Origin of the sequence: Rhodopseudomonas palustris (assembly GCF_003226555.1) — a bacterium.
GTDB lineage: Bacteria > Pseudomonadota > Alphaproteobacteria > Rhizobiales > Xanthobacteraceae > Rhodopseudomonas > Rhodopseudomonas palustris_I.
Genome location: NZ_QKQS01000006.1, coordinates 71,871 through 96,287 on the forward strand (window position 1 = coordinate 71,871; position 24,417 = coordinate 96,287).

23 protein-coding genes are annotated in these 24,417 nt (G+C 65.2%); 16 read left to right on the forward strand and 7 right to left on the reverse strand.

All coding sequences use genetic code 11. The features are described 5' to 3' along the window. Nucleotides 1-29: 29 nt before the first annotated feature. The 15 genes from folP (at nucleotide 30) to DNX69_RS02425 (ending at nucleotide 12,712) form a co-directional block, all read left to right on the forward strand. Entirely contained in the window at nucleotides 30-887 is an 858-nt protein-coding gene (gene folP, locus DNX69_RS02355; protein WP_110784417.1) for a dihydropteroate synthase, read from the forward strand. Further along, nucleotides 884-1,249: a dihydroneopterin aldolase gene (gene folB, locus DNX69_RS02360; RefSeq protein WP_110784418.1), complete on the forward strand. Its 366-nt coding sequence runs from the start codon at nucleotides 884-886 to the stop codon at nucleotides 1,247-1,249. The genes folP and folB overlap by 4 nt, the downstream gene beginning before the upstream one ends. 1 nt (nucleotide 1,250) lies before the next feature. Further along, nucleotides 1,251-1,742, forward strand: coding sequence for a 2-amino-4-hydroxy-6-hydroxymethyldihydropteridine diphosphokinase (folK, locus tag DNX69_RS02365; RefSeq protein ID WP_110784419.1), 492 nt, complete (start codon nucleotides 1,251-1,253; stop codon nucleotides 1,740-1,742). A 157-nt stretch (nucleotides 1,743-1,899) separates the two neighbouring features. Beyond that, nucleotides 1,900-3,771, forward strand: a complete 1,872-nt coding sequence (locus DNX69_RS02370) for a methylmalonyl-CoA mutase subunit beta (protein ID WP_110784420.1) — start codon at nucleotides 1,900-1,902, stop codon at nucleotides 3,769-3,771. After that, nucleotides 3,768-4,232 carry a GFA family protein gene (locus DNX69_RS02375; protein ID WP_110784421.1) on the forward strand — a complete coding sequence of 155 codons (465 nt, stop codon included), beginning with the start codon at nucleotides 3,768-3,770 and terminating at the stop codon, nucleotides 4,230-4,232. Before DNX69_RS02370 ends, DNX69_RS02375 begins: the two co-directional genes overlap by 4 nt. 62 nt (nucleotides 4,233-4,294) lie before the next feature. Then, nucleotides 4,295-6,454, forward strand: a complete 2,160-nt coding sequence (gene scpA / locus DNX69_RS02380) for a methylmalonyl-CoA mutase (protein ID WP_110784422.1) — start codon at nucleotides 4,295-4,297, stop codon at nucleotides 6,452-6,454. A 5-nt stretch (nucleotides 6,455-6,459) separates the two neighbouring features. Then, the gene (locus DNX69_RS02385) at nucleotides 6,460-6,738 is read left to right on the forward strand and encodes a type II toxin-antitoxin system Phd/YefM family antitoxin (RefSeq protein WP_110784423.1); all 279 of its coding nucleotides are present in this window, start codon (nucleotides 6,460-6,462) and stop codon (nucleotides 6,736-6,738) included. Continuing rightward, nucleotides 6,735-7,157 (forward strand): type II toxin-antitoxin system VapC family toxin, encoded by a 423-nt coding sequence (locus DNX69_RS02390; protein ID WP_165825167.1) that lies wholly within the window; start codon nucleotides 6,735-6,737, stop codon nucleotides 7,155-7,157. Before DNX69_RS02385 ends, DNX69_RS02390 begins: the two co-directional genes overlap by 4 nt. A 79-nt stretch (nucleotides 7,158-7,236) precedes the next feature. Beyond that, nucleotides 7,237-7,551 (forward strand): nucleotidyltransferase family protein, encoded by a 315-nt coding sequence (locus DNX69_RS02395; protein ID WP_110784425.1) that lies wholly within the window; start codon nucleotides 7,237-7,239, stop codon nucleotides 7,549-7,551. Then, entirely contained in the window at nucleotides 7,552-7,896 is a 345-nt protein-coding gene (locus DNX69_RS02400; protein ID WP_110784426.1) for a HepT-like ribonuclease domain-containing protein, read from the forward strand. 40 nt (nucleotides 7,897-7,936) lie between these two features. Then, a complete protein-coding gene (locus DNX69_RS02405) occupies nucleotides 7,937-8,725 on the forward strand; it encodes a DUF3298 and DUF4163 domain-containing protein (protein ID WP_110784427.1) in 789 nt (262 codons plus the stop codon). A 197-nt stretch (nucleotides 8,726-8,922) separates the two neighbouring features. After that, nucleotides 8,923-9,516, forward strand: coding sequence for a beta-class carbonic anhydrase (locus DNX69_RS02410; protein WP_110784811.1), 594 nt, complete (start codon nucleotides 8,923-8,925; stop codon nucleotides 9,514-9,516). An 86-nt stretch (nucleotides 9,517-9,602) separates the two neighbouring features. Continuing rightward, nucleotides 9,603-10,592 carry a methylmalonyl Co-A mutase-associated GTPase MeaB gene (gene meaB / locus DNX69_RS02415; protein ID WP_110784428.1) on the forward strand — a complete coding sequence of 330 codons (990 nt, stop codon included), beginning with the start codon at nucleotides 9,603-9,605 and terminating at the stop codon, nucleotides 10,590-10,592. Further along, nucleotides 10,589-11,236 (forward strand): pyroglutamyl-peptidase I, encoded by a 648-nt coding sequence (locus DNX69_RS02420; RefSeq protein ID WP_110784429.1) that lies wholly within the window; start codon nucleotides 10,589-10,591, stop codon nucleotides 11,234-11,236. The genes meaB and DNX69_RS02420 overlap by 4 nt, the downstream gene beginning before the upstream one ends. Nucleotides 11,237-11,353: 117 nt before the next feature. Further along, the gene (locus DNX69_RS02425) at nucleotides 11,354-12,712 is read left to right on the forward strand and encodes a TIGR03808 family TAT-translocated repetitive protein (RefSeq protein WP_110784430.1); all 1,359 of its coding nucleotides are present in this window, start codon (nucleotides 11,354-11,356) and stop codon (nucleotides 12,710-12,712) included. 1 nt (nucleotide 12,713) lies between these two features. On the opposite strand, the gene DNX69_RS02430 is transcribed toward DNX69_RS02425, so the two are convergent. Genes DNX69_RS02430 through DNX69_RS02440 form a run of 3 tightly spaced genes read right to left on the reverse strand, consistent with a single transcriptional unit; the run spans nucleotide 12,714 to nucleotide 17,613 of the window. Then, the gene (locus DNX69_RS02430) at nucleotides 12,714-15,917 is read right to left on the reverse strand and encodes an ATP-binding protein (protein ID WP_110784431.1); all 3,204 of its coding nucleotides are present in this window, start codon (nucleotides 15,915-15,917) and stop codon (nucleotides 12,714-12,716) included. Then, complete coding sequence (locus tag DNX69_RS02435) at nucleotides 15,914-16,606, reverse strand: hypothetical protein (RefSeq protein WP_110784432.1); 693 nt, start codon at nucleotides 16,604-16,606, stop codon at nucleotides 15,914-15,916. The genes DNX69_RS02430 and DNX69_RS02435 overlap by 4 nt, the downstream gene beginning before the upstream one ends. Nucleotides 16,607-16,611: 5 nt before the next feature. Further along, nucleotides 16,612-17,613 carry an endonuclease domain-containing protein gene (locus tag DNX69_RS02440; RefSeq protein ID WP_110784433.1) on the reverse strand — a complete coding sequence of 334 codons (1,002 nt, stop codon included), beginning with the start codon at nucleotides 17,611-17,613 and terminating at the stop codon, nucleotides 16,612-16,614. A gap of 290 nt (nucleotides 17,614-17,903) precedes the next feature. Here DNX69_RS02440 and DNX69_RS02445 point away from each other — a divergent pair, with 290 nt between their 5' ends. Further along, nucleotides 17,904-18,143, forward strand: a complete 240-nt coding sequence (locus tag DNX69_RS02445) for a PilZ domain-containing protein (protein WP_110784434.1) — start codon at nucleotides 17,904-17,906, stop codon at nucleotides 18,141-18,143. Nucleotides 18,144-18,268: 125 nt separating this feature from the next. Here DNX69_RS02445 and DNX69_RS02450 read toward each other — a convergent pair whose 3' ends face one another. From DNX69_RS02450 to DNX69_RS02465, 4 genes are all read right to left on the reverse strand, one after another. Next, nucleotides 18,269-20,566: a TonB-dependent receptor gene (locus DNX69_RS02450; protein ID WP_110784435.1), complete on the reverse strand. Its 2,298-nt coding sequence runs from the start codon at nucleotides 20,564-20,566 to the stop codon at nucleotides 18,269-18,271. Nucleotides 20,567-20,718: 152 nt separating this feature from the next. Further along, complete coding sequence (locus tag DNX69_RS02455; RefSeq protein WP_110784436.1) at nucleotides 20,719-21,060, reverse strand: hypothetical protein; 342 nt, start codon at nucleotides 21,058-21,060, stop codon at nucleotides 20,719-20,721. Between the two features lie 316 nt (nucleotides 21,061-21,376). After that, entirely contained in the window at nucleotides 21,377-23,443 is a 2,067-nt protein-coding gene (locus tag DNX69_RS02460; RefSeq protein WP_110784437.1) for a HAMP domain-containing methyl-accepting chemotaxis protein, read from the reverse strand. Nucleotides 23,444-23,876: 433 nt separating this feature from the next. Next, entirely contained in the window at nucleotides 23,877-24,386 is a 510-nt protein-coding gene (locus tag DNX69_RS02465) for a TIGR03809 family protein (RefSeq protein ID WP_110784438.1), read from the reverse strand. Nucleotides 24,387-24,417 lie beyond the last annotated feature (31 nt).

The following is a 24,417-nucleotide window of genomic DNA, read 5'->3' on the forward strand; positions in this document are numbered from 1 at the left end:
CTTTCGCGGACCGCGCAAAGCGCTGGCGCATGATCGCTTCCCCATCGCCGCCCGCATCGCCCGCCGCTCCGGCCGAGCCGCCACGGCTGCGCGATCTATTGGCGCGGCCCGCCGCGGCAGTGATGGGCATTCTCAACGTCACGCCGGACTCGTTCTCGGACGGCGGTGATTATCTCGCGCCCGAGCAGGCACGCGCCCATGCGGCCGAGATGATCGCGGACGGCGCCGAGATCATCGACATCGGCGCGGAATCCACCCGCCCCTACGGCTCGCAGCCGGTGTCCGCGGCTGAAGAGCTGCGGCGGCTGCAGCCGGTGCTGGACGCGGTGGTGGCGCTCGGCACGCCGGTGTCGATCGACACCATGAAGGCCGAGGTCGCAGCCTGGGCGCTCGACCACGGCGCGGCGATCGCCAACGACGTCTGGGGACTGCAGCGCGATTCCGAGATGGCCGGTGTGATCGCCGCGCGCGGCGCCCCGGTGATCGTGATGCACAACCGCGACGCCGCCGACCCGGAGATCGACATCGTCGCCGACATCAACGCGTTCTTCGAACGCTCGCTGAGCATCGCGGCGAAAGCCGGCATCGCCGAGGAACTGATCATCCTCGACCCCGGTATCGGCTTCGGCAAGACCCCGCAGCAGAGCATGATCACGCTGGCGCGGCTCCGCGAATTCGCAAGCTTCGGCCGGCCGCTGCTGGTCGGCGCCTCGCGCAAGCGATTTATTAGTAGCGTCGTGTCGAGCGAGCCGAAGCAGCGGCTCGGCGGCTCGCTCGCCGCGCATCTGATCGCCGTCGACAACGGCGCCAGCATCATCCGCGCCCACGACGTCGCCGCGACATCGCAGGCATTGAAAGTCGCCCACGCCATCAGGGACAGCCGATGAACGATACCATCTTCATTACCGGCCTGGTGCTGCACGCCCGTCACGGCGTGATGGAGCACGAGACCGAAGTCGGCCAGCGCTTCGTGATCGATCTCGAACTCACCGCCGATCTGACCGAGTCTTCGCACACCGACAAACTGTCCGACACGGTGTCGTATTCGAACGTGGTGGCGTGTACCACCGCCGCGTTCAAGGACGCCAACTACCGGCTACTGGAACGCGCCGCAGGCGCGGTCGCCGATTCGATTCTGGCGAGCTTCGACAAGATCACCGCGGTCAAGGTCACCGTTCACAAGCCGCACGCGCCGATCCCGGCGATCTTCGACGATGTCGGTGTGATCATCACCCGCAGGCGGAGCTGAGATGCCGCGCGCCCTGATCGCGCTCGGCGGCAATGTCGGCGACGTGCGCGCCACGTTCGACAAGGCGATCGCCAATATCTGCGGCATGACCCAAGGCGAGCTGATCGCGCGCTCGCCGGACTACGCGACGCCGCCATGGGGCGACGAACAGCAGGACCGTTTCGTCAACGCCTGCGTGGCGATCGACACCGCGCTCGATCCGCACGCGCTGTTGTTCACGCTGCACAAGATCGAGAAGCGTTTCGGTCGCGACCGCGCCAATGAACGGCGCTGGGGACCGCGGACGCTCGATCTCGATCTGATCGCCTATGACGACGCGGTCATCGACCGGCCCGATCTGACGCTGCCGCATCCCCGGCTGTTCGAGCGCGCCTTCGTGCTGGTGCCTCTGCTCGACATCGTGCCGGACCAGGTGATCGCCGGCCGCTCGCTGAAACAGGCTCTCAGCGGCCTGTCGACCGCCGGGATCGAGCGGCTACCGGACCGCGGCTGAGCCAGCGCTTCTCGGAATATCCCGCAACACGGTCGCCGCAGCGCAAACGCGCCTCATCTCGTCCTTATTGCCTCAAACAACTGTTTGGCATCGCCGCCCACCCGTGGCATTTTCCGGCCAAATCACGTTTCGGTACTCTGGGAGTTCGATTTCACCAATGTCTTCTGCAAACCAAGAGCTGCGGCTCGCCGCCGATTTCGCCCCGGCCGGCTATGAGGACTGGCGCAAGCTGGTTGACGGCGTGCTGAAGGGCGCGCCGTTCGAGAAGCTGATCAGCAAGAGCGCCGACGGCATCCAGATCGATCCGATCTATGTGCGGGCGCGCGACGCCGCGCTGATCGCCGGCCGCGCTCCCGCGGCACCGTGGCGGATCATGCAGCGGGTCGATCATCCGGAGCCGAAGCAGGCCAACAAGCAGGCTCTGCAGGACCTCGAAAACGGCGCCACTGGCCTGACGCTGGTGTTCGCAGGCAGCGTCGGCGCCCGCGGCTTCGGTCTGCCGGCCACGCAAGAGGCGATCGCACAAGCACTCGAGGGCGTGCATCTCGACGCCGGCATCACGATCGAACTGCAGTTCCCGCCGCAGTCCTGTGATGTGGTCCGCCACCTCGCCGAACTGATCAAGAGCCGCGGCACCGACCCGGCCGCCTGCGACATCCGCTTCGGCATCGATCCGCTCGGCGCGCGCGCCGTTGCGGGGGCGAGCGCCACCGAATGGAGCGAGATCGCCAAGGGCCTTGGCCAAGTCGCCACCGGCCTCGCAGGCGCCGGCTTCAAGGGCCCGTTCCTGGTCGCGGACGGCCGCGTGATCCACGATGCCGGCGGCTCGGAGGCGCAGGAGCTGGCTTACGTGCTCGGCTGCACCGTCGCCTATCTGCGCGCGCTGGAAGCGGCCGGCGTCTCGCTCGAGGCCGCCCGCGGCATGATCTACGCGCGACTGTCGGCGGATGCCGATCAGTTCCTGACGCTGTCCAAGTTCCGCGCGCTGCGGCTGTTGTGGGCGCGGGTCGAGCAGTCCTGCGATCTGGCGCCCAAGCCGCTGGTCGTCGTCGCCGAAACCGCGTGGCGGATGCTGACCCAGCGCGATCCTTACGTGAACATGCTGCGCGCCACGATGGCGACCTTCGCTGCCGCGCTCGGCGGCGCCAATTCGGTGCAGGTGCTGCCGCACACGCTGGCGCTCGGCCTGCCCGACACATTGGCGCGCCGCGTCGGCCGCAACACCCAGCTGATCCTGCTGGAGGAATCCAACCTCGACAAGGTCGCCGATCCGGCCGCCGGTGCCGGCGGCATCGAAGCGCTGACCAAGGAGCTGTGCGACGCAGCCTGGACCCAGTTCCAGGAGATCGAGCGCGCCGGCGGCGCCTTCGCCGCGCTGCAGGCCGGCCTGATCCAGCCGAAGGTCGCGGCGAGCCGCGCGGCCCGCGACAAGGCGATCGCCAAGCGCCGCGATGTGCTGACCGGCGCATCCGAATTCCCGAACCTGCACGAGGCGCAGGCCAAAGTGCTCGACGTCCAGCCGGCCGCAGTGCCGCCCGCCGGCGAGGCGAAGATAAGCTTCGCGGCGCTGACGCCGATCCGTGTTGCGACCCCGTTCGAAACGCTGCGCGACAAGTCCGACGCGGTGCTCGCCGCCAAGGCATCGCGGCCCAAGGTGTTCCTCGCCAATCTCGGCACTCCGGCCGACTTCACCGCCCGCGCCACCTTCGCCAAGAGCTTCTTCGAGACCGGCGGGATCGAGGCGGTCGATAGCGAAGGCTTCACCGATGCGGCTGCACTCGTGGGCGCCTTCAAGGCGTCCGGTGCGGCGTTCGCCTGCCTGTGCTCGTCCGACAAGGCGTATCCGACCTATGCGGCCGCAGCCGCCCAGGCGCTGGCCGCCGCGGGCGCCAAGCGGATCTATCTGGCCGGCCGCCCCGGCGAGCAGGAAACCGCGTTGCGCGAAGCTGGCGTTCAGGAGTTCGTGTTCGCCGGCGGCGACGCGCTGGCGACGCTGAGCGACGCCTGGAAGGACATCGAAGCGGCATGACCGGAACCGGCAAAGCGTTGCTCTCCGGCGGCTGCCAGTGCGGCGCGATCCGCTACGCGCTGTCGGCGCCACCGCTGCGCACGGCTTTGTGCCATTGCCGAATGTGCCAGAAGGCGACCGGCGGTCCGTTCGCCGCGATGGCCGAGATCGCCAAGGACTGCTTTGCCTGGACCCGCGGCACGCCCGCGTCGTTCCGCTCCTCCTCGGTCGCCGAGCGCTACTTCTGCAAGGACTGCGGCACGCCGCTGGGCTATCGGCTGCTCGAGAGCGACAGCATCGAGATCATGACCGGAACCTTCGACCGGCCGGATCGCGTGGTGCCGACCCTGCAGTACGGCACCGAAGCCCGGCTCGGCTGGACCGGCACCATCTCGAACCTGCCGAGCAAGACCACGTTGCAGAACTACGGGCCCGACAGGATGGCGCAGGTGTTCAGCTATCAGCAGCCGGACCACGATTAACCCGACGAAATGACGAAAAACGGCGACCGTGTTACGATGGGTTGCAGTGAGATCAGATAAAAATGAGCAAGATTCCGAACTTCGCCGAGATCGCGTTCCAGCCCACGGTCGCCCCTGCGCCTGCAGGTGAGGCCCAGCCGTGGCTGACGCCCGAAGGCATCCTGGTCAAGCCGGGCTACTCCGAGGCGGACGTCGCCGGCATCGATTTCCTCGACACCTGGCCGGGCGTCGCGCCGTTCCTGCGTGGCCCCTACCCGACCATGTACGTCAACCAGCCGTGGACGATCCGGCAATATGCCGGCTTCTCGACCGCCGAGGACTCCAACGCGTTCTATCGCCGCAACCTCGCCGCCGGTCAGAAGGGCCTGTCGGTGGCGTTCGACCTCGCCACTCACCGCGGCTACGACTCTGATCATCCGCGCGTCGCCGGCGACGTCGGCATGGCGGGCGTGGCAATCGACTCGATCTACGACATGCGCACGCTGTTCGCCGGCATCCCGCTCGACCAGATGAGCGTGTCGATGACCATGAACGGCGCGGTGCTGCCGATCCTGGCGCTGTACGTCGCCGCCGCCGAGGAACAGGGCGTCTCCCCGGAGAAGCTGTCGGGCACCATTCAGAACGACATTCTGAAAGAGTTCATGGTGCGTAACACCTACATCTATCCGCCGGTGCCCTCGATGCGGATCATCTCCGACATCTTCGCCTACACCTCGCAGAAGATGCCGAAGTTCAACTCGATCTCGATCTCCGGCTATCACATGCAGGAAGCCGGCGCGACGCAGGACCTCGAGCTCGCCTATACGCTCGCCGACGGCGTCGAATACGTGCGCGCCGGCATCGCAGCGGGCCTCGACGTCGACAAGTTCGCGCCGCGGCTGTCGTTCTTCTGGGCGATCGGCATGAACTTCTTCATGGAAGTCGCCAAGATGCGCGCCGCGCGCCTGCTGTGGGCCAAGCTGCTGACGCAGTTCGACCCGAAGCAGCAGAAGTCGCTTTCGCTGCGCACCCACTGCCAGACCTCGGGCTGGTCGCTGACCGCGCAGGACGTGTTCAACAACGTGATGCGCACCACCATCGAGGCGATGGCGGCCACCCAAGGGCACACCCAGTCGCTGCACACCAACGCACTCGATGAAGCGCTGGCGCTGCCGACCGACTTCTCGGCTCGAATCGCGCGCAATACCCAGCTGTTCCTGCAGCAGGAGAGCGGCACCACACGGATCATCGATCCGTGGGGCGGCTCGTACTATGTCGAGCGGCTGACCCACGATATCGCGGTGAAGGCCTGGGCCCACATCCAGGAAGTCGAAGCGCTCGGCGGCATGGCCAAGGCGATCGAAGCCGGCGTGCCGAAGCTGCGCATCGAGGAAGCCGCCGCCAAGACCCAGGCGCGGATCGACACCGGCCGGCAGTCGGTGATCGGCGTCAACAAGTACAAGCCGACCGACGAAGCGCCGATCGACGTGCTCAAGGTCGACAATTCGACCGTGCGCCGGCTGCAGATCGACAAGCTCGGCCGGCTCAAGAAGGAGCGCGTTCAGGCCGACGTCGACGCCGCACTGGCGGCGCTGACCCGTTCGGCCTCGGAAGGCAGCGGCAATCTGCTCGCGCTGGCGATCGATGCCGCGCGCAAAAAGGCCACCGTCGGCGAAATCTCCGACGCGCTGGAGACGGTCTATGGCCGGCATCGCGCCGAGATCAAGTCGATCACCGGCGTCTACAAGCGGGAGGTCGCATCGATGGCGGACCGGATGGAAAAGGTGCAGGCACTGATCGACGCTTTCGAGGACGCCGAGGGCCGCCGCCCGCGCATCCTGGTCGCCAAGATCGGCCAGGACGGCCACGACCGCGGCCAAAAGGTGATCGCCTCGGCGTTCGCGGATATCGGCTTCGACGTCGACATCGGGCCGCTGTTCGCCACCGCCGACGAGGCGGCGCGGCAGGCGGTTGAAAACGACGTCCACATCCTCGGGGTGTCGTCGCTCGCCGCCGCACATCTCACCGCGGTGCCGGAACTCAAGGCTGCGCTGAAGAAGCAGGGCCGCGAGGACATCATGATCATCATCGGCGGCGTGGTTCCGCCGCAGGATTACGACGCGCTGTACAAGTCGGGCGCCGAGGCGATCTTCCCGCCCGGCACCGTGATCGCCGACGCCGCCGAAGAACTGATCCACAAGCTCAACGCCCGGCTGGGGCATTCCAGTCAGGCGGCGGAGTAGCTGCAATGAAGCATGTTGCCATCGACGACGCAAAGTCTCGGCTTGAAGCGTTGGTGGCTGAGATCGAGTCGAGCGGCGACGACGTTGTGCTTACTCGCAACGGCGTTGCGGTTGCACGGCTGGTGCGGGAAGGGCCCCAGTCGCGGCACCTCGAGCTGACGCCCGAGCAGATCGAGAAGCGCCGACAAGCAATCGCCAGCATTCGCGAACGTGCGGCGGCGATCGACCTGAAAGCGACGCCCGAAGAGATCAAAAGCTGGATCAACGAAGGGCGTCGTGTTTGATTGTTCTCGATGCTTCGATCACGATCGCCTGGCTACTCAACGAGACAGGCTTCTCCGCGCGAGAGCTGAGCGAGGCCATCTTGGGCGAAGCCGTGATTGTGCCGGCGCACTGGTCGATGGAAGTCGGAAACGTTCTTCTGACCAACCTGAGACGAAAGCGAATCGCGGCGCACGACGTCGACGCTGCGCTCTCCGACTTGGCGACGCTGGACATCGAAATCGAACCGCCAATTCGGTCGGCGCAGATGTCCGATCTGTTGCGCTTCGCGCAGGACTACGGATTGACGTACTACGACGCGGCCTATCTCAGCTTGGCTCGTGACAGGGGCGCGACGCTCGCCACGCTGGATCGCCAGATGCAGCATGCGGCGGTTAACGCCGGTGTGATCATATTCCCGACCACTTCCTCAAACAATTGACCTGAGCGTTCGGCCATCTTCCGCGAGCGCTCGGCAACTGTGTCGTGCACAGATATGGCGTCTGTGGTAGGATGACGGCATGACCGCCCTCATCGACATGCCGCTGGACACCATCCTCGCCAGATTGCGCGAGAGGGGCGATGCATTGCGCGCCGAAGGCGTGGCCAAGCTATATGTGTTCGGCTCGCGCGCCCGCGGTGACGCGCGACCAGACAGTGATCTGGACGTGCTGGTGGAGGTGCTGCCGGATTACGAGCTGACTTGGAAGACGCCGCTTGATGTCGGCTACATCTGCGAAGCGGCTACAGGCATCCCGACACACGTCATGCTGCCCAGCGAGTTGACTCCACGTATCAGGGAGCGAATGGCCGACGATCTTGTCGAGGTGCTGTGAATGCCCCCTTCGATGGAAGACAGGCCCCTGGACATTCTGCGTTCGACGTCTCGCGTCCTAAGCCTCGTCGAGAGACGCAGCTTCGATGAATTCTCGCAAGACGAAGTGCGCGGTATGGCGGCCGAGCGTTATCTTGAGAGGGTCTGCGAGGCAGCACGCAAACTCCCGGATGAGCTGAAGCAAGAGGCGACCGACATAGACTGGCGTAAGATGACCGACTTTGCCAATCGGCTGCGTCATGCCTACCACGCGATCGACGTCGAGATCGTCTGGGACATTATCCATCATCATGTCCCTCCTCTGCGTTCCTTCGCCGAGCGGCGCATCGGCGCCGCCAATTCGTAATCGTTTTACCCTTCTCCTCGCGACTTTGGTCAGGCTCGACATGCTCTCATCTCACTTCCGTGCTTATCCGCTCGTCATTCTGGCCTGTCTGGCGATCGGCTCCCCCGCCCTCGCCGAGCCGGCGAAGCCGAAGCCTGACTTCGCCGTGAAGACCAAGGCGATCGACGGCACGGTGACGCTCGATGCGGCGATCAAGGCCGATGCCAAGCTCGCCGAGAACTGCCTGGCCGAGGGCAAGAAATGGATCGCGGCGCAGCGCACCGACGCCGAGCCGGAGTACAAGAGCGATCCGGAGCTGTTCCGCAACGGCCCGTGGACCTACGAGCGCAGCTACGCGGCGGATTCGGAGGTCGCCGGCCGCTACGTCTCGATCCTGCGCACCGACTATAGCTACACCGGCGGCGCCCATCCTAACACCGACATCGACACCATTCTGTGGGACAAGCAGCTCGGCAAGCGCATCAGCATCCGGCCGTTCTTCACCGATCTGTCCGACGGCAGTCCGGCGATGCAGGCGATGGTCAAGGGCGTGATCGCAGCGCTGAGGGCCGAGAAGAAAGCGCGCGGCACCGAGGATGACGGCGAAGACTACGTCAAGAGCATGGAGCCGAAGCTGCTGAAGATCGGCCCGGTGACGTTGGCGCCGTCGACAGAATCCGGCAAGAGTTCCGGCCTGACGTTCCACTACGCACCCTACGCCGTCGGAGCCTATGCCGAGGGCAGCTACGACGCCTTCGTACCATGGACCGCGCTGAAGCCGTATCTGTCGGCGGAAGGCAGCGCGATCTTCGGCGGCGATCTCCCGAAGCAGGATCGCAAGGCCGAGTGAGCCTGAGGGAACGTCACTGGCGGTTTAGAACAGGGCATCTGTGGCGCGCCCGGTTTCTAGCATAAGCGCACTCTCCGGCGCCGAATAACAAACGCCACTTCCACGCCAACTCTGCTTCTCTTGCCGACGATTCCCATTCGCTGAGCCGCCCGGCGCAGCGAGCGGGACGCTGTCAGCAAAGTTGCGGAGTGGACGACATGACTAAGTCAGCCGGCAATTACGACGCCGTGTTATCGGCCAACAATCAGTATGCTCAGGACTTCGGCGACAAGGCCAATCTGGCGCTGCCACCGGCACGGCACTTCGCGATTTTGACCTGCATGGACGCCCGGCTCGATCCTGCCAAATACGCCGGCCTCGCCGAAGGCGACGCGCACGTCATTCGCAACGCCGGCGGCCGCGCCTCCGACGACGCGATCCGCTCCCTGGTGATCTCCCACAAGCTGCTCGGCACCCAGGAATGGTTCGTGATCCATCACAGCGATTGCGGGATGCAGCTGTTCACCGGCGAGGTGATCGCCGATCTGCTCGAAGACAATCTCGAGACCGCCAGCTTCGATGGCCACAGCTGGAGCAATCCCAAGCACGGCGGTGGCTCGGTGGCCGGTCATTTCGTGCATTGGCATACGTTCCAGGACAATGCCAAGAGCGTCACCGAGGACGTCGCGCGGATCCGCAGCCATCCGCTGGTGCCGAAGCACATCCCGATCTACGGCTTCATTTACGACGTGAAGACCGGCCGGCTCGACGAGGTCGCGGAGGCCAGCGCCGCCGGCAAGCCCGCCGCCTGAGGCGTCATCAACAGGGAGATCCGACCGCGGCCGTTCCGCGCCGGACTCCCCTCGCTCCTGGCGCCCAATCGTTGTAAACGGGCGCCATGACTCTAGCCCGACGCACCGGCGACATTGCCAATCTCGCCAGCGAGGTCCGCAGCGGCCATCGCGCCGCGCTGGCGCGCGCCATCACCCTGATCGAAAGCCGCCGCGCCGACCATCAGGCGTCAGCCCGCGCGCTGGTGCAGGAGCTGCTGCCCGACACCGGGCGAGCGATCCGGGTCGGCATCACCGGCTCGCCCGGTGTCGGCAAATCGACGACGATCGACGCGCTCGGCATGTATCTGATCAGCCAGGGTCACAAGGTCGCGGTGCTGGCGGTCGACCCGTCCTCGGCGCGCACCGGCGGCTCGATCCTCGGCGACAAGACCCGGATGGCGCGGCTGTCGGCCGAGCCCGACGCCTTCATCCGGCCCTCGCCCTCCTCCGGCACGCTCGGCGGCGTCGCCGCCAAGACCCGCGAGGCGATGCTGCTGTGCGAGGCCGCCGGCTTCGATGTCGTGCTGGTCGAAACGGTCGGCATCGGCCAATCGGAAACCGCGGTCTGCGACATGACCGATTTCTTCCTCGCTTTGATGCTGCCTGGCGCCGGCGACGAGCTGCAGGGCATCAAGAAGGGCCTGGTCGAACTCGCCGACATGATCGCCATTAACAAGGCCGACGGCGACAACATTCCCCGCGCCAATCTCGCCGCCGGCGAGTATCGCGCGGCGCTGCATATCCTGACGCCACGCTCGATGCATTGGCAGCCGCCGGTGATCACCTACTCGGCCGCGACCGGCAACGGCATCGCCGAGCTGTGGCAATCTGTGCTCGACCATCGCACGGCGACGACGCCATCCGGCGAGTTCGACGCGCGGCGGCGCGAACAGCAGGTGAAATGGATGTGGACGCTGCTGGAGGATCGCTGGAAGGCGAAGCTGCGCAGCGATCCTTCGATCCGCGCCAAGGTCAGATCCACCGAGGCTGCCGTCGCCGAAGGCACGATCACGCCGACGCTCGGCGCCGACCAGGTCGCGGAGCTGATCGGATGAGCGGCCTGCGCATCCTGATCACCGGCTTCGGGCCGTTTCCCGGAGCGCCGTTCAATCCGACTCCCGCGCTGGTCGATCGTCTCGTGAAATTGCGCCGGCCGGCGTTGGACGACATCACGCGCGCCGGCCACGTCTTCAACGTCAGCTACTGCGCGGTCGATCGCGACCTGCCGGCGCTGCTGACGCAGCATCGGCCCGATGCACTGCTGATGTTCGGCCTCGCCGCGTCGACCCGGCACGTCCGGATCGAGACCCGCGCCCGCAACGCCATCACCACCCTGTGGCCCGACGCCGAGCAGGTGACGCTGCGTCACGGCCAGATCGCGCCGGGCGAAGCTGCGCGCGGGTTCGGCCCACATGGCGCGAGGTTGGCGCGCGCAGCGCAGCTCACCGGGATCGATGCGCGGCTGTCGCGCGACGCCGGGCGCTATCTCTGCAACTATCTGTGTTGGCGCGGAATCGAAGCGACGCAGGCGCCGGGGGGCCCGCGCCTCGCCGCCTTCGTGCATGTGCCGCTGATCAGCCGCGACGGCACGGCCTGGCCGGGAAGTCGGATCACCGCCGAGCATCTGGTCGATGCCGGCGAAGCGATGCTGCTCGAACTGGTGCGGCTGACCCGCGCGGCACGCCGCGCCGCAGCCTGAGCCGGGTTAACCCTACGGCCAAACATCGCTACTCCGGCGCGGCGCGATCGTCAGCGCCACGGCGGATTCTGCGTTAATCCTGGCAACAGCAGATCATCGCACAGGAGCACGCGCGCCATGGCCCCGCACCGCCGCGACGTCCTCGGCACTCTGGCATCCGCCGGCGCGCTGGCGCTGACCGCCACCCCGCTCGCCGCCGCTCCGACGTCGCGCCGCGGCCGCGATGCCGCGCTGTCCGGCGTCCGTCCTGATAGCTCCGAAGACCAAACCACCGCGCTGCAGCGCGCGATCGACGACGCCGCCGAGCGCCGCGTCCCGCTGGCGCTGCCGCCCGGCACCTATCGCACCGGACCATTGCGGCTGCCGTCCGGGGCGCAGCTTTCCGGCGTGCGCGGCGCCACCCGCCTGCTCTTCACCGGCGGGCCATCGCTGTTCGACAGCCAGGGCGCGGAGACGGCGACGCTGTCCGGTCTCGTCATCGACGGCGCCGGCATTCCGCTGCCGAGCCGGCGAGGTCTCGTGCACTGCATCGCCGCGCAGGACTTACGAATCCAGGATTGCGCCATCACCGCCAGCGGCGGCTCCGGCATCTGGCTGGAGGCCACGTCCGGCGCGATCAGCAACAACATCCTGACCAAGATCGCGGTCACCGGCGTGGTGTCGTTCGACGCCAAGGGCTTGCGAGTGACCGACAACACCATCATCGATACCAACGATAACGGCATCGAAATCCTGCGTACTGCGATCGGCGACGACGGCACACTGGTTACCGGCAACCGGATCGAAAACATCAAGGCCGGCCCCGGCGGCTCCGGCCAGTACGGCAACGCCATCAACGCGTTTCGCGCCGGCAACGTGGTGATCAGCGGCAACCGCATCAAGGATTGCGATTACTCCGCAGTGCGCGGCAATTCGGCCTCGAACATCCAGATCACCGGCAACAGCGTGTCCGACGTGCGCGAGGTGGCGCTGTATTCGGAATTCGCCTTCGAAGGCGCGGTGATCTCGGGCAACACCGTCGACGGCGCCGCGCTCGGCGTCTCGGTCTGCAACTTCAACGAGGGCGGCCGGCTCAGCACCGTGCAGGGCAACATCATCCGCAACCTCAAGCCGAAGCGGCCGATCGGCACCGCGCCGGACGACGACGCCGGCATCGGCATCTATGTCGAGGCCGACACCGCGGTGTCGGGCAACGTCATCGAGAACGCGCCGTCGTTCGGCATCGTCGCCGGCTGGGGCAAGTATCTGCGCGACGTCGCGATCACCGGCAACGTCGTGCGCAAGAGCTTCATCGGCATCGGCGTCTCGGTGATGGACGGCGCCGGCACCGCGACGATCACCGGCAACACGATCGCCGAAACCCCGCGCGGCGCAGTGGTCGGGCTCGATCATGCAAGACCGGTGACGCCGGACCTGACGGCAGCGGGCGCCACGAAGCTCGCGCAAGTGACGCTCGGCACCAATCACGCGCGGTGAGCTATCCTGCCAGGACAGACCGTCGCGCCAGAGAAACGACTTCGCTGGGTGTCGGCGGATTGGGCGGATGATAGCTCAGGCAGATCGGTGTGCGGACCTTGGCAGGTTTGCCGGATCCTTCCGTGGCGAAGTAGAATTCGCCTGCCTTGAGCTTGCCGATGTCGTCCGCCCGTCCGCCGCTGGCGGCAATGATATCCTGAGCTGCCGCGATGGTCGCCGGCGCACTCTGCTTGCCGATGAACTGCGTGGTGCAATTCGACACGATCTGGTTGTGAATGCCGCGCGGCACCTGGGTCGCCACCACCATCCCGAGCCCGTATTTGCGCGCCTGGGCGACCAGCTTGATGCCGCTGCCGAGACTGAGCGCAGGCTTCTGCGACGGCAAGAACGTCTGCGCCTCGTCGACGACGTAGAGCAATCCGGTCTCGGAAGGATGCCGCTTGATCCAACCGAACAGCGCCATTTGCAGCCGGTTGACGAAGTCCTCGCGCGCGGCCTCGGTCGCCAGTCCCGACAGGTTGATCACCGATAGCCTGACGCGCGCCGGATCAGACCCAAAGAACAACAGCTTCGGATCGAGTACAGGGCCGTCGGCGCGGAGCAGCGGATTGGTCGCGACCGCGGCATGAAGCTGGTCGGCCATTCCCGATGCCAGTTTGGCGGCGTTGCCGATCGGACTGAGACCATCGGGCAGATCCGTCAGCAGTTCGATGAAGCGATCCAAATCACCGCCGCCACCGCTTGCGAAGTGCCGCAGCGCCTCTGTCAGAACCCCTTTCTGCAATGCATTTTTTGCTCCAGCCAGCGGCCCCAGCGTCTCGGCCGCCATGTCGATCGCCTGCTGGCGCTCGTCCTTGTCGGCACCGAGACTCGCAAAGTCCGGCATCACCGACAGGAACAGCGGATTTCCGCCGTGCACGCCCGGCGTCCACACGACGACCTCCACTTTGCCGGCGTAGCGCCGGGCCTTGTCGTCGTCCTTGGCGGTGAACGACACCGGCCGCGCCGGCCACGGATCGCCGAGCCGCGACAGGTCGTTGTTCGGATCGATGACGATGGCGGGAATCCCCGCCAGGGCCGCCTCCTCGACGATCCGGCGCAACAGCACAGTCTTGCCCGAACCGGAGCCGGCAATGATCGCGGTGTGGCGCGGCAAAAGCCTGAGCGGCACACTCACCTCCGCCTCGCCCACACCGATGCGCCGACCAATCGGGATGGCCTCCGGTCTTGCTTGTGGCACCGCAGCCGGTCGAGGTGTCGGCGTTGAAGGCGAGGTCGGGTCGGGCGCCTCCCCGGCGACGGATTGCGGAGACATTCGCGTCGGTGATTTCGGCACCGGCCTAGCCGGCTCGGCATCGGGCACAATCGCGCCCTCGTCGGCCTTCGGCGTCACCGGAGGCGGGCTGAGCCCAGCCGCTCGGAAAAACTGCGTCGCCAGAAGCGGTTTCTCGGCGCGCAGCCAGGAATCAAACTCAGCGCCTCGACCGTCAGTCGCGGCGTCTCGGCTCAGCTGGCGCAACGCCACGAACACTTTCAGATCCGCATCCATCGGGTCGACGACGATGCCGCCCGATCTTTCAAACAGCTCGAACAACTGTTTGGTCTTGGCCCCACCCGGAATCGGGCTCCGCCGCACCAGGACAAGATGCCGATCGGCGATCTTGGCATTGATGCCGGACGCGGTCAGCGCTGCGCGGAGCCGCGCCTGAAACGAGATTGCGTGGGTGTGTTCGAGCGCACGGAAGCAGAAGTGCCGCTCGCGATCGTTCTGGTCGTGGTACGTGAACGTCAATCTTCCATGCAGCGGCGGCACCCGTTGCGCCGGATCGCCGCGACTCTCCAGATCGACGGCCTCGTTCGGCTCGAATTCGCGCGCGTAGAGATCGAACACCTCACGGAGCAAACCAGCAAGCTTGCCGTCGTCGTCCGCAACGATCAGATCATCGATATCCACGGCGGATGAAAGTTGTCGAAGCTGTTGGGCAAAACCGTCGGGTGCGGCAGGACTGTTGGGGGTGGCAACCGCCTCGGTCAGGCGTTCGCACTCAGTCACCTCGCCCGCGTCGATGCAGCGGCGACGGAATGCATCGCAGCGCATCAGAATCGTCCGCGGGGTGGAGATGATACCGGCCGCACCGGTGATCGCGTTCTCGCTGAACGGCCAGCTCGCATAGGGCGGTGTGAAGTTGACGGACGCGTAGGCCGGCGCCAGCCGGCTGACGATCAAGCTGCGAACGTCCGCCGGATCTTTGATCTCGCGCAGGTTCAACGGTTCGCGAAAGCGCTGGCTGAATGGAATCAAGCCCCTCGTCTGCAGCGCCTGCCACGAGTTGAACAGGCAGGTGACGACGGTCATGCTGCGATGTCCGACGTCGTAGAGCTCGAGCAATCCAGCCGCCAGCGCTTCTCCGAGGCCTTGGTTCGGGGCGTCCTCGTTGAGATGGGCGGTGACGATGCTCGGGTTGACCACGCCGTCGATCTGGTCGATCGCCACCATGGTCGGCCCGGCCAGGCTCATGATCCAGGACATGCCCCTGACGAGATCGACCGGCTGGGGCGGGGGTTTCAGAAAACCGAGAGCGGCACGCGCCTGTTCGTCGGCATCGTAGCCCTGCAGCCAGGCATGCGCGAGCCCGGCACTGTTGATGTCGTTGGATCGCAGCAGGCACATCGCACGAAACACGTCCTGGTGCCGCAACGTGTTCTGCACGTCGTGCCGCATCAACCCCTTGACCAGCACGTCGACAATCTTGCGCGCCTCGATATTCGGGATGTTGAAAGCGGTCTCGACTTCCTTCTCGACTTTGAAGCGGCGCGCGACGCCGGCCAGCACCGCTTCGAGTTGCCGCCGTCCATCGGACATCGGCTGCAGCAGCGACGTGACGTAGCTCAGTGCCGCATTGCGCCAGAAATCGGTCAAGCCCAGCACTTCGAGCAGCACGAACCACCCGCCATCGTCCCAAACGCGACGACGTAGCTGGCTGACAAAATGCGTCTTGCCGATCCCGGCATGTCCCGTCAGCGGGATACCCGGTGCGCGCGATCTGGGCCCGAGCGTTTCGCGAAGAAATTCCTGCGAGACGTGGTCAATGATATCGGCGTTCGGGCCGACATCCGCAGCCGAATTTTCGTCGAACCAGATGCTGTCCAACGAGCGAACCCAGTTGAAATCGACGACACGAAGCGCCTGTAGAGCTGCGTTCATGATTGAAACCAAATGAAGTGATACGGGTCTCCGCCGGTGCTGAAGGCGGCTTCAGCCTCGTCGGGTGAAATGCTCTTCGGATCGTCGTTCCGACCGAATCCGGCGTTGGTTTCGGTCTGGTGAATCCTCAACAGCGCGCCATCCACCGTGGTGCGGTCGAGGTCGGACAATTGCTCACGGAGCTGCCCAAGTGGCACGGGCACTCCTCTCCGTCCGTTGGTGATCACCAAATACGCCTGCTCGATTCGCGCCCGCAGTTGCTCCGGCGACGGCGCATCCGGCTGGTCGCGGCCTTTGGTCTTCTTGCTCTTGGACTTTCGCTGCGCGGGAGACTTCTTCCTGCGCGGCTGCTTCGGCGGCTTTGCGGGCGGCCATTCGGGCGCAGGACCGATGAACTCCGCGAGCGTGACGCCGCTGCTCTCGAAATGCTGCTTCAGCATCGCCAGCCATTGCTGCAGCACGTGATAGTTCTTCGGCAGTTCGTCACCGAGGTGTTCACCGGCCCAATTCCACCCTTTGTCTTCCAGCTTCAATCCGAGCGCGCGGCCGATCTTGGAACTCGAGATCAATCCGTCGGCGACCAGCGCCTCCCGGTCCTTCTTGTCGACCTCGGGACGAATCTCGGCCTGCAACGCCTGGCCCTTGCGGCCCAGTAGGCACCACACGATCAACGTCTGTTTCGGGGTCATAGGCGTTACCGTAGGTTGAGGGTTGTTTTTCGAAATCGAACGACAGCGCGGATCTTTTCGATGGCGGCTTGCAGATCGGTGGCGACCTGTTGATTGGTGATACGCAGCACCAGATAGCCGGCCACTAGGAGTTCGTAGTCGCGGTGACGATCGTTGGCGAAATTCGGATCGCCTTGGTGCTCGGGGCCGTCGAGCTCGACGACGACGCGCCCGTCCCGCCACAACAGATCGACCCGCGGGCTGCCATAGCCGTCGATAGCGACAGTCTGGTTACAGAGAAACAGCGAGGCGAGTTCTCCGTCTCGGAGCAACGCCGCCTCGACGCGCTGCTCGACCACACTGGCGTGATGCGCACGGCTGCTTGGGGCAATGAAGCGGCTTTGCAGCGGCTCGATCGCCGACACCACGTCGACAGCACCATACAACAGGCGATCGAACGGAGCGACGGCGAGCGGTCTGCTCGGAAAGATCGCAACCACCGACGCCGTATGGCTTGCACACCACTCCAGAACCTGAATGACCGGTGCGGCGCGGGCGGTGTCGAGTGGATCAATCGTCGCGAACAGCAACAGGTCGGGCGGATCGATCGCTTGCATCAATTGCCTGAATTCGATCGATCTCGCCGTCCGCCGACAACGCGGCCGGTGTCCATTTGCCGCTCGCTTGGACGCCGCACGAAACCATGCCGCCGCAATCCTAGGGTGGTCAGCAGCAATCTCACTCCCATCTGCCGTGGAGCAGTCCACCCCATACCAACGCGGCCAGCACGCCAGGGCAAGATCTGCAAGATCATCGAGAAGATGGTTCAGGATCGCATCGGTACTGCCCGCCTCGGGAAGAACCAACGCCGAGCGCTCGGCTTCAATGGTCGTCAGCGCTCGTCGAACCTCGTTGATACCGATCCCGGTGACGGTCAGAAGCGCGCCCCGGGGCAGCCGGACGATCCGGTGTCCCAATTCCTCGACGTCGATCGCCGTCGAACCTTTCAATTGCAGCAATTGTTCCATGCAACCGAAAGATGGCAAACTCTGCAGCGCAGTGCAACCTTGACGCGGACCAAGTGTCTCGCCTCAACCTGGTCGTCGTCGGGAGGCGGGCCGCTGGCCCCTCTGCGCGGGACGCGTTCATCCAGATTGTACTTGGCAGCAACACACCCGGTGACTGCACACTACGACATCCACCTTTCCGTGCGCACTACCAGTGCCGCAACTAAGTACGACCGATCAATCGGCGCCTCCGGCGTTACACGAGGCAAGACATTCACAAAAACATAAACGTCTCATGCTCAAACTTTCGAATGGATGAGCAGAGGAAAACTCCGCGTCGACGCGTCCTGAAGGCCGGCACGATCGACGTCGGCGGCGGCGCGATCGACTGCCGCGTGAGAAACGTTTCGGAAGCCGGCGCGGCGTTGGACGTCGTGTCGCCGCTGTACATCCCCGATCGCTTCACGCTCTACGTCCCGAGCGATCAGATCAAACGAGCCTGTCGGGTGATCTGGCGAAAGGACGGACGGATCGGCGTTTCGTTCGATTGAGCGAAGGCACCGTAAACGTACTGGCGGCACGACCCCGCCGACCGGCAACCTGGTCACCGGGGATTTCCACTGGCCTGAGGTGAGCTTTCGGGGCCGCTCCCAATCGGGAACGGCCCCGAGCGCGATCAGAACGACACGGTCAGTCGCGTGTTGAACGAGCGTCCCATGCCGGGCACGCCGTAGCCCCAGATCGGGGATGATCCGCCCATCATCGAGGCCGCGCGGTAGTCGACGAGGTCGGCCCCACCGAGCGGCAGCGTGTAGTACTTGTCGAATACGTTATCGACGCCGACATCGAGACGGACATTCTCCCAGCGATAGCCGGTCCGCAGGTTGAGCAGTGCATAGGCCGACGTCGTGGTCTCGTTACGCACCTCGCTGACCTGGGTCTTGGCACCGACCAGTTGCAGCTCGATTCCATTGACCCAGCCGCCGATCTCGTGATCGAGCGCCAACTTCGCGTTGACCGGCATCACATGATACAAATTGATGCCGTCGGTACGGCGGCCGTGCACGTAAGCGAACTGCCCGCGCAGCACGCCGCGCCCGTAAGCTGCATTATCCCACGCCGTCAGCCGGCCGTCGAGATTGACGCCGTACAGTTCGGCGTCGTGGTTGGCGAATTGCAAGAAAACGAAGGAGTTGCTTGCTGTCAGGTTCGCCGCGGAGCAGCTTCCGATCGCACAGCGGTTCACGTCGATATAGTCCTGCACGTAGCTGTAATACGGCGTGACACGAATCTCCCAGAGCTTCTGCGCCGGGTCATGCCAGGCTGCGGTGAAGCTCACGGTATGGGCCTTCTCCGGCTTCAGATCGACGTTGCCGACATAACCATTGCCATCGCCGAACCAGCCGATCATGTTCATCGCCATCGCCGAGGTCGACCAAGCGTAGCGCTCATACAAATTCGGCGAGCGCGTCTTGCGGGCGAAGCCGAGTTCGAACTGGCTGATCGCGTTGGGTGTGTAGCGAATGAGCGCCGAGCCGTCGAAATTGACGTCGGTGCGATCGCGGTCACGCCCGTTGAAGCGGGCCGCATCAGCGGCGTACATGGCGCTATAGCCTTGGACGTTGCCGGTCCCCATCCACACCACGTCGTTGCGCAGGCCGAACACCGTGGTCCATTCCGGGTTCCAGTGACGCTCCCACTCGACGAAAGTGCCGAGCCGGGTGCGGCGGCCGTCGTTGATGTTGATGAAAGTGTTGGGCGACATCATCATCCCGGAGCCCGGCACCGGATCCCACCAATCGTCGAGCCGATAGGCATGGGTCTCGTTGCCGATCCGGATCAGATCGTGATCGGAGGCGATTACCGAGGCCTTGATATTATAGCCGAGGTCGGTGCCGCGGGTGTCCATCGGCATGTCGGCGACCTTGTCCGGCGCGATAAAGCCCATCGTGTGCCGGATGCGATGATAGAACGCCGAGGTCTCCAGCTTGCCCCAGTCGAACACGCCGTCGTAGCGACCGTTGACGAACATCGATCGGTTCGAGACCATGTCCATGTACTGGTTGACGTAGCCCTGATACGGGATGAACTGCCCGCCGACCTGAAGCGTGAACAGGTTGCCGGCGCTCTGCCGCGAAATGCTGACCGCGTGGTTCTGCACCTCCCACAGCGTCGATTTCACGGTCATGCCGTTGCCGGCCTTGTAGTTGCTGGAGCGGGCCCAGCCGCCGGTGTAGGTGACGCTGGTGTCCTGATTGGCGATCGTGGCGCGCGCATCGGCGCCGTAGGCGTTGCCGTTGCTGCGATAGAAGCCCGAGACCGTCGCCGTGGTCAGCAGGCTCGGCCCGGCCGCGAACAACGGCGGCGCAGTGGTGACGTCGATCTTGCCGCCGATGTAGTCGCCGCCGACGCTGACCGGCGCAACGCCGAGGTAGGCGCGCATGCTGGCGATCATCTGTGGATTGACGAAGGACAGCGGCGGATTCATCTCGTTCGGGCACGCCGGGCTGATCAGCATCGAGTTGATCGCCACCTGCACCCGATCGGCACCGACACCGTTCAGCGCCGGCAGGCTGGAGACGCCGCCGGCGCCCCACACGGCACCGCCAGGAATGTCGGTGACCAGCGACGCCGAGTCGCTGGTGCCGAGGCTGCGCGCAACGGCGGTGGAGCCCGGCAGCGTCGTGGTCGAGGCCGAAACCGGCCCGGACGACGGCGCGACGGGCGGCGGCACCGCAGCGTCGCGGATCACCGGACCACGCTGCGGCGAGGCCGTGGTGGCGCGCGCTCGCGGCTTAGCGCGCGGTCTGGCGGGATCGACCACGATGGTCGATAGCCGACTGGCGGTTTGTGCCGAAGCCGGCGCCGATGACAGCGAGGCCGCCGAGAAGACGACGGTCGCCAGCGGTAGCGACAGCAGCGAAGTGGACAGCAGCAACGACCGGCTGAGGCCGGCGGACGAGACGGATGGCATGGTAACAACTCACGGATGATCGAGTGCGCGCAGCGCGTGGCTGACGCAGGACATGTGCCCCCGTGCGCCGCGACGAAGTGGGCGCGACGATGGCAACAGCGAAACGGCAAAGCATCGCCACCGCGCAAAAGACGCGATCAGCGAACGTGCGGTTACGCCAGATCCGGAGGTCCGCGAGCGGAATGCGAGGAAATCGGAGCGCTGCGCGGGGCAGCCTCGGCGACCGGCCAGCGCTGCGCCAGCCACGCCCAGGCCAAGCTCGGTGCCGCGGTGACGACCAGCGACGGTGGCGGCAAGCTGCACGCCAGGACACAGGCGATGCATTTGAAATGCACCACCACCCGATCCTGCGAATCGGCCGGCGCAGACGTGTCGATCGAATGGCAAATGCCGGCGCTGCTGAGAACGTCCAGCGACGCGGCGCTCGCGGGCGGCATCGCCGACAGCGCGATCTGCAGCAGCAGCGCGAGGGTGACGATCCAACTGGTCGACATCCGTAGCGCGGCGCCGCCGAACCACGCCGACCCGTTGCGGACCGCGCGCGATCGGCTCGGCCGGCGCGCATGCGCGACCGATGCTCTAGCCTCTACCCCGCTCCGCAATGCCCTCAGCACATTCGTCCCCAGCCTGTGCGAGGCACAGTAATCACAGCGCTGGAGGTGCAACAATACTGCGAAGTAATGAGATACCGCGCCTCATGACATTTGGAATAGATGTCACTTTTGGATCACAGATCGCGCAAACGCGTACGCCCGGGACAAGGGCCCCGGGCGCACTGCAGTTGCAAACTGTTTGCGACAACGCGGCGGCTTATGCAGCCCGCACTGTCTCCATGAAGCGATCGACTTCGTCCCTCAGACGCGTGCTGTCGCGCGACAGCGACTGTGCGGCGGACAACACCTGCGACGAAGCCGAGCCGGTTTCGGTCGCACCGCGCTGCACATCGGCGATGTTGGACGAGACCTCGTGGGTGCCGCGCGCAGCTTGCTGCACGTTGCGCGAGATCTCCTGCGTCGCGGCGCCCTGCTCTTCCACCGCGGAAGCGATGGTCGAGGCGATCTCCGACATCCGCTCGATGGTACCACCGATCTCGCGGATGGCACCGACGGACTCCTGGGTCGCCGACTGCATGCTGCCGATCTGCGAGCTGATCTCGCCGGTCGCTTTACCGGTCTGTTCGGCGAGCGCTTTCACTTCCTGCGCCACCACCGCGAAGCCGCGGCCGGCATCGCCGGCGCGCGCCGCTTCGATCGTGGCGTTGAGCGCCAGCAGGTTGGTCTGACCGGCGATGGTGTTGATCAGGTCGACGACGTCGCCGATCCGGTTTGCGGCCTGGGCGAGCGTCCCGATCCGGTCGTTGGTCTTGCGCGCCTGATCCACCGCTTCGCTAGCGATCCGCGCCGCTTCCTGCACCTGACGGCTGATCTCGGTGATCGAAGACGCCATCTCTTCGGTCGCGGACGCCACCGATTGGACGTTGGCTGAGGCCTGCTCGGAGGCAGTGGCGACCGAGCCGGCGAGCATCTGCGAATGCTCGGCGGTGCTGGTCAGCGTGCCGGCCGACGCTTCGAGTTCGGTCGATGCGGACGTCACGGTATCGATGATCTCGCCGACCGCGCCTTCAAAGTGATCGGCGAGGCGTTGCATCTCGGCCTTGTGCTCGGCGGCAACGCGGCGTTCGGCCTCCTCCTGCTCTGTCTTCAGGCGATCGCATTCCAGCGCGTTATTGCGGAACACCTCGACCGTGCAAGCCATCAACCCGATCTCGTCGAGCCGGCCAGAGCCGACGATCTCGACGTTGGTATTGCCGGCTGCGAGCTCTTTCATCACGCCCGACATCGCCACGATCGGTTTCGACACGGCGCGTCCGATCAGCCAGGCGAGCACGAAGCCAATCGCCATTGCACCGAGGGTGATGAAAAGGATCTGGTTCTGCGTGTCGCCGATCAGCGCCTGGGACTCGCGGGCGATCTGCCTCTGATCCGCGACACCGGACGACTTGATCGTCGCCGCGTCTCCGGAGAGCGCCTCCGCAACCTTCATCATCGATGCGATCGCCGCATCGATTTCGTTGACATCGCGCACCGACTGCTGGAAGCCGTCCGCGTAGATCGCGAGATCGGCTTCGATCGCAGCGAGCAGTTTGCGTTCGGCATCCCCAGACAGCACGGTCTTCATCGTCGACAGCGAGGCGCGGAATTCCGACAGCGCTTTCTGTGCGCCCGCTTGCGCCGACTTCTCCAGCCGGATGCCCAGCACCTTGGCGGCTCCGAGCCGGAGTAGCAGGAACTGTTTCAGCGACTTCCCGACCAGGAGCGCCTGATCGCCGTTGCCGTCGCCGCCCATTGTTGCGGACTCGAGCTGCTCGAGTTCGCCGACGATTCGCTGCCCGACCGGCCCCAGCACCGTCAGCGACAGCCTGTTCTGGTCCTGACGCAGCCTGGTGAGGCCTTCGAACTGGGAGACATACGAGTCGACCTTGGCGCTCAGCTCGGCCATTGCGGCGTGGCGGTTCGAGGCCTGGATCTGCTGCAACGCCTGCTTGATGTGATCCTGCAGCTCGGTGCGACGCTTGCTGGCTTCGGCGATCAGATAGTCCTCGCCGGTGAGGCTGTATTCACGCACGACCCGGCGAAAGGCGTTGAAGTCCTGTTCGACATCGCGCACCGCGTCGACCACGCCGACGCGATGATCGAAATTCGTAAAGGCGGCGCCGACCTTGCTGAAGCTGGAATAGTTCAGGATGGCGAGTATCGCCATCAGGACCTGCACGGCGGCGAAGCCGATGGCGATTTTGGCGCCGATCTTGAGGTTGGTGAAGAATGAGAACGAAGCCGCCGCATGGGGCGGGATGGGCGACGAAGAAGCACTCGACATGATCTCTTTCCCGACGAGTACGCGCCGAAGCGTGTCTGCACGCGGCGCATGAGAGAGAGAGAGACCCGCAGCACGGCGGAGCCGCGCGTGTCGCCGCGAATCTCCCCGCTGTGATTTCATCTTGTGAGCGAATCCAGAAGCGGACCGCACGCAATAAGTGCACGGCAATTCGTTCCGATCCGTTAAATCTCCGCGGCGCAATTCAGCGCTGATTGGCGCCAGTTTGCGCTCATCGCGGCATCGTGAATCGCGCGCACGGATTGATCGACGTCAAACGACGTCATAAAGCTGAACTAACAGATGGAGTTAGGAGATCAGGACGGAGCGCGGTGACGGCGTTGAGCGCGCGACGATCGGTCAATTACTTAGAACGAAGGTCGTAACGACCACACTGTGTATAATCACGCCATCATGAATCGGCGCAGGCCGCCCATCAGCCCACCGTGCGCAACAGCGAGTATCGCTGCTGCAGCCGCTCCGGGTCCAGCGCATGCAGCCAAGCCGGCACCTCGTCGGGAGCGATCGCGGGCGCGGGTTCGGGGATGGGTTGCGGACGCACCGCCGGTTCGACCGGCTTTGCTGGCTTCGCCGGCTCGGCAGAGCGTACGGTTCGGGCTGCCGACGGGCGCGGCTGTGACGACGAACCGTTAACGAGATCGCCATCGAAATAGAACGTGACGCGGGGAGCAACCTGCTTGTTGCGGCCGAGCCAGGATAGATCGACCGGCTGATTGTCGAGCGTCGCTTCACGGCGCAACAGGTCACGCCACGTCTCGACCGCAGCCTTGGCTTCCTGAACGTTGGTCAGGAACTCGCGCTCGCCAAAGAAGCGACGCCACCGGCCGCTTTCGAACAGTTCGGTCAGATATTCGAGCCGCTGTTCTGCGAGCACGCACCAGCGCTCGACGAGCACACGTCCGCGCTCGGCGTCGGTCTGTTCCATGGTCAGTCCGCCAGGAGAGGAAAAGGAACGC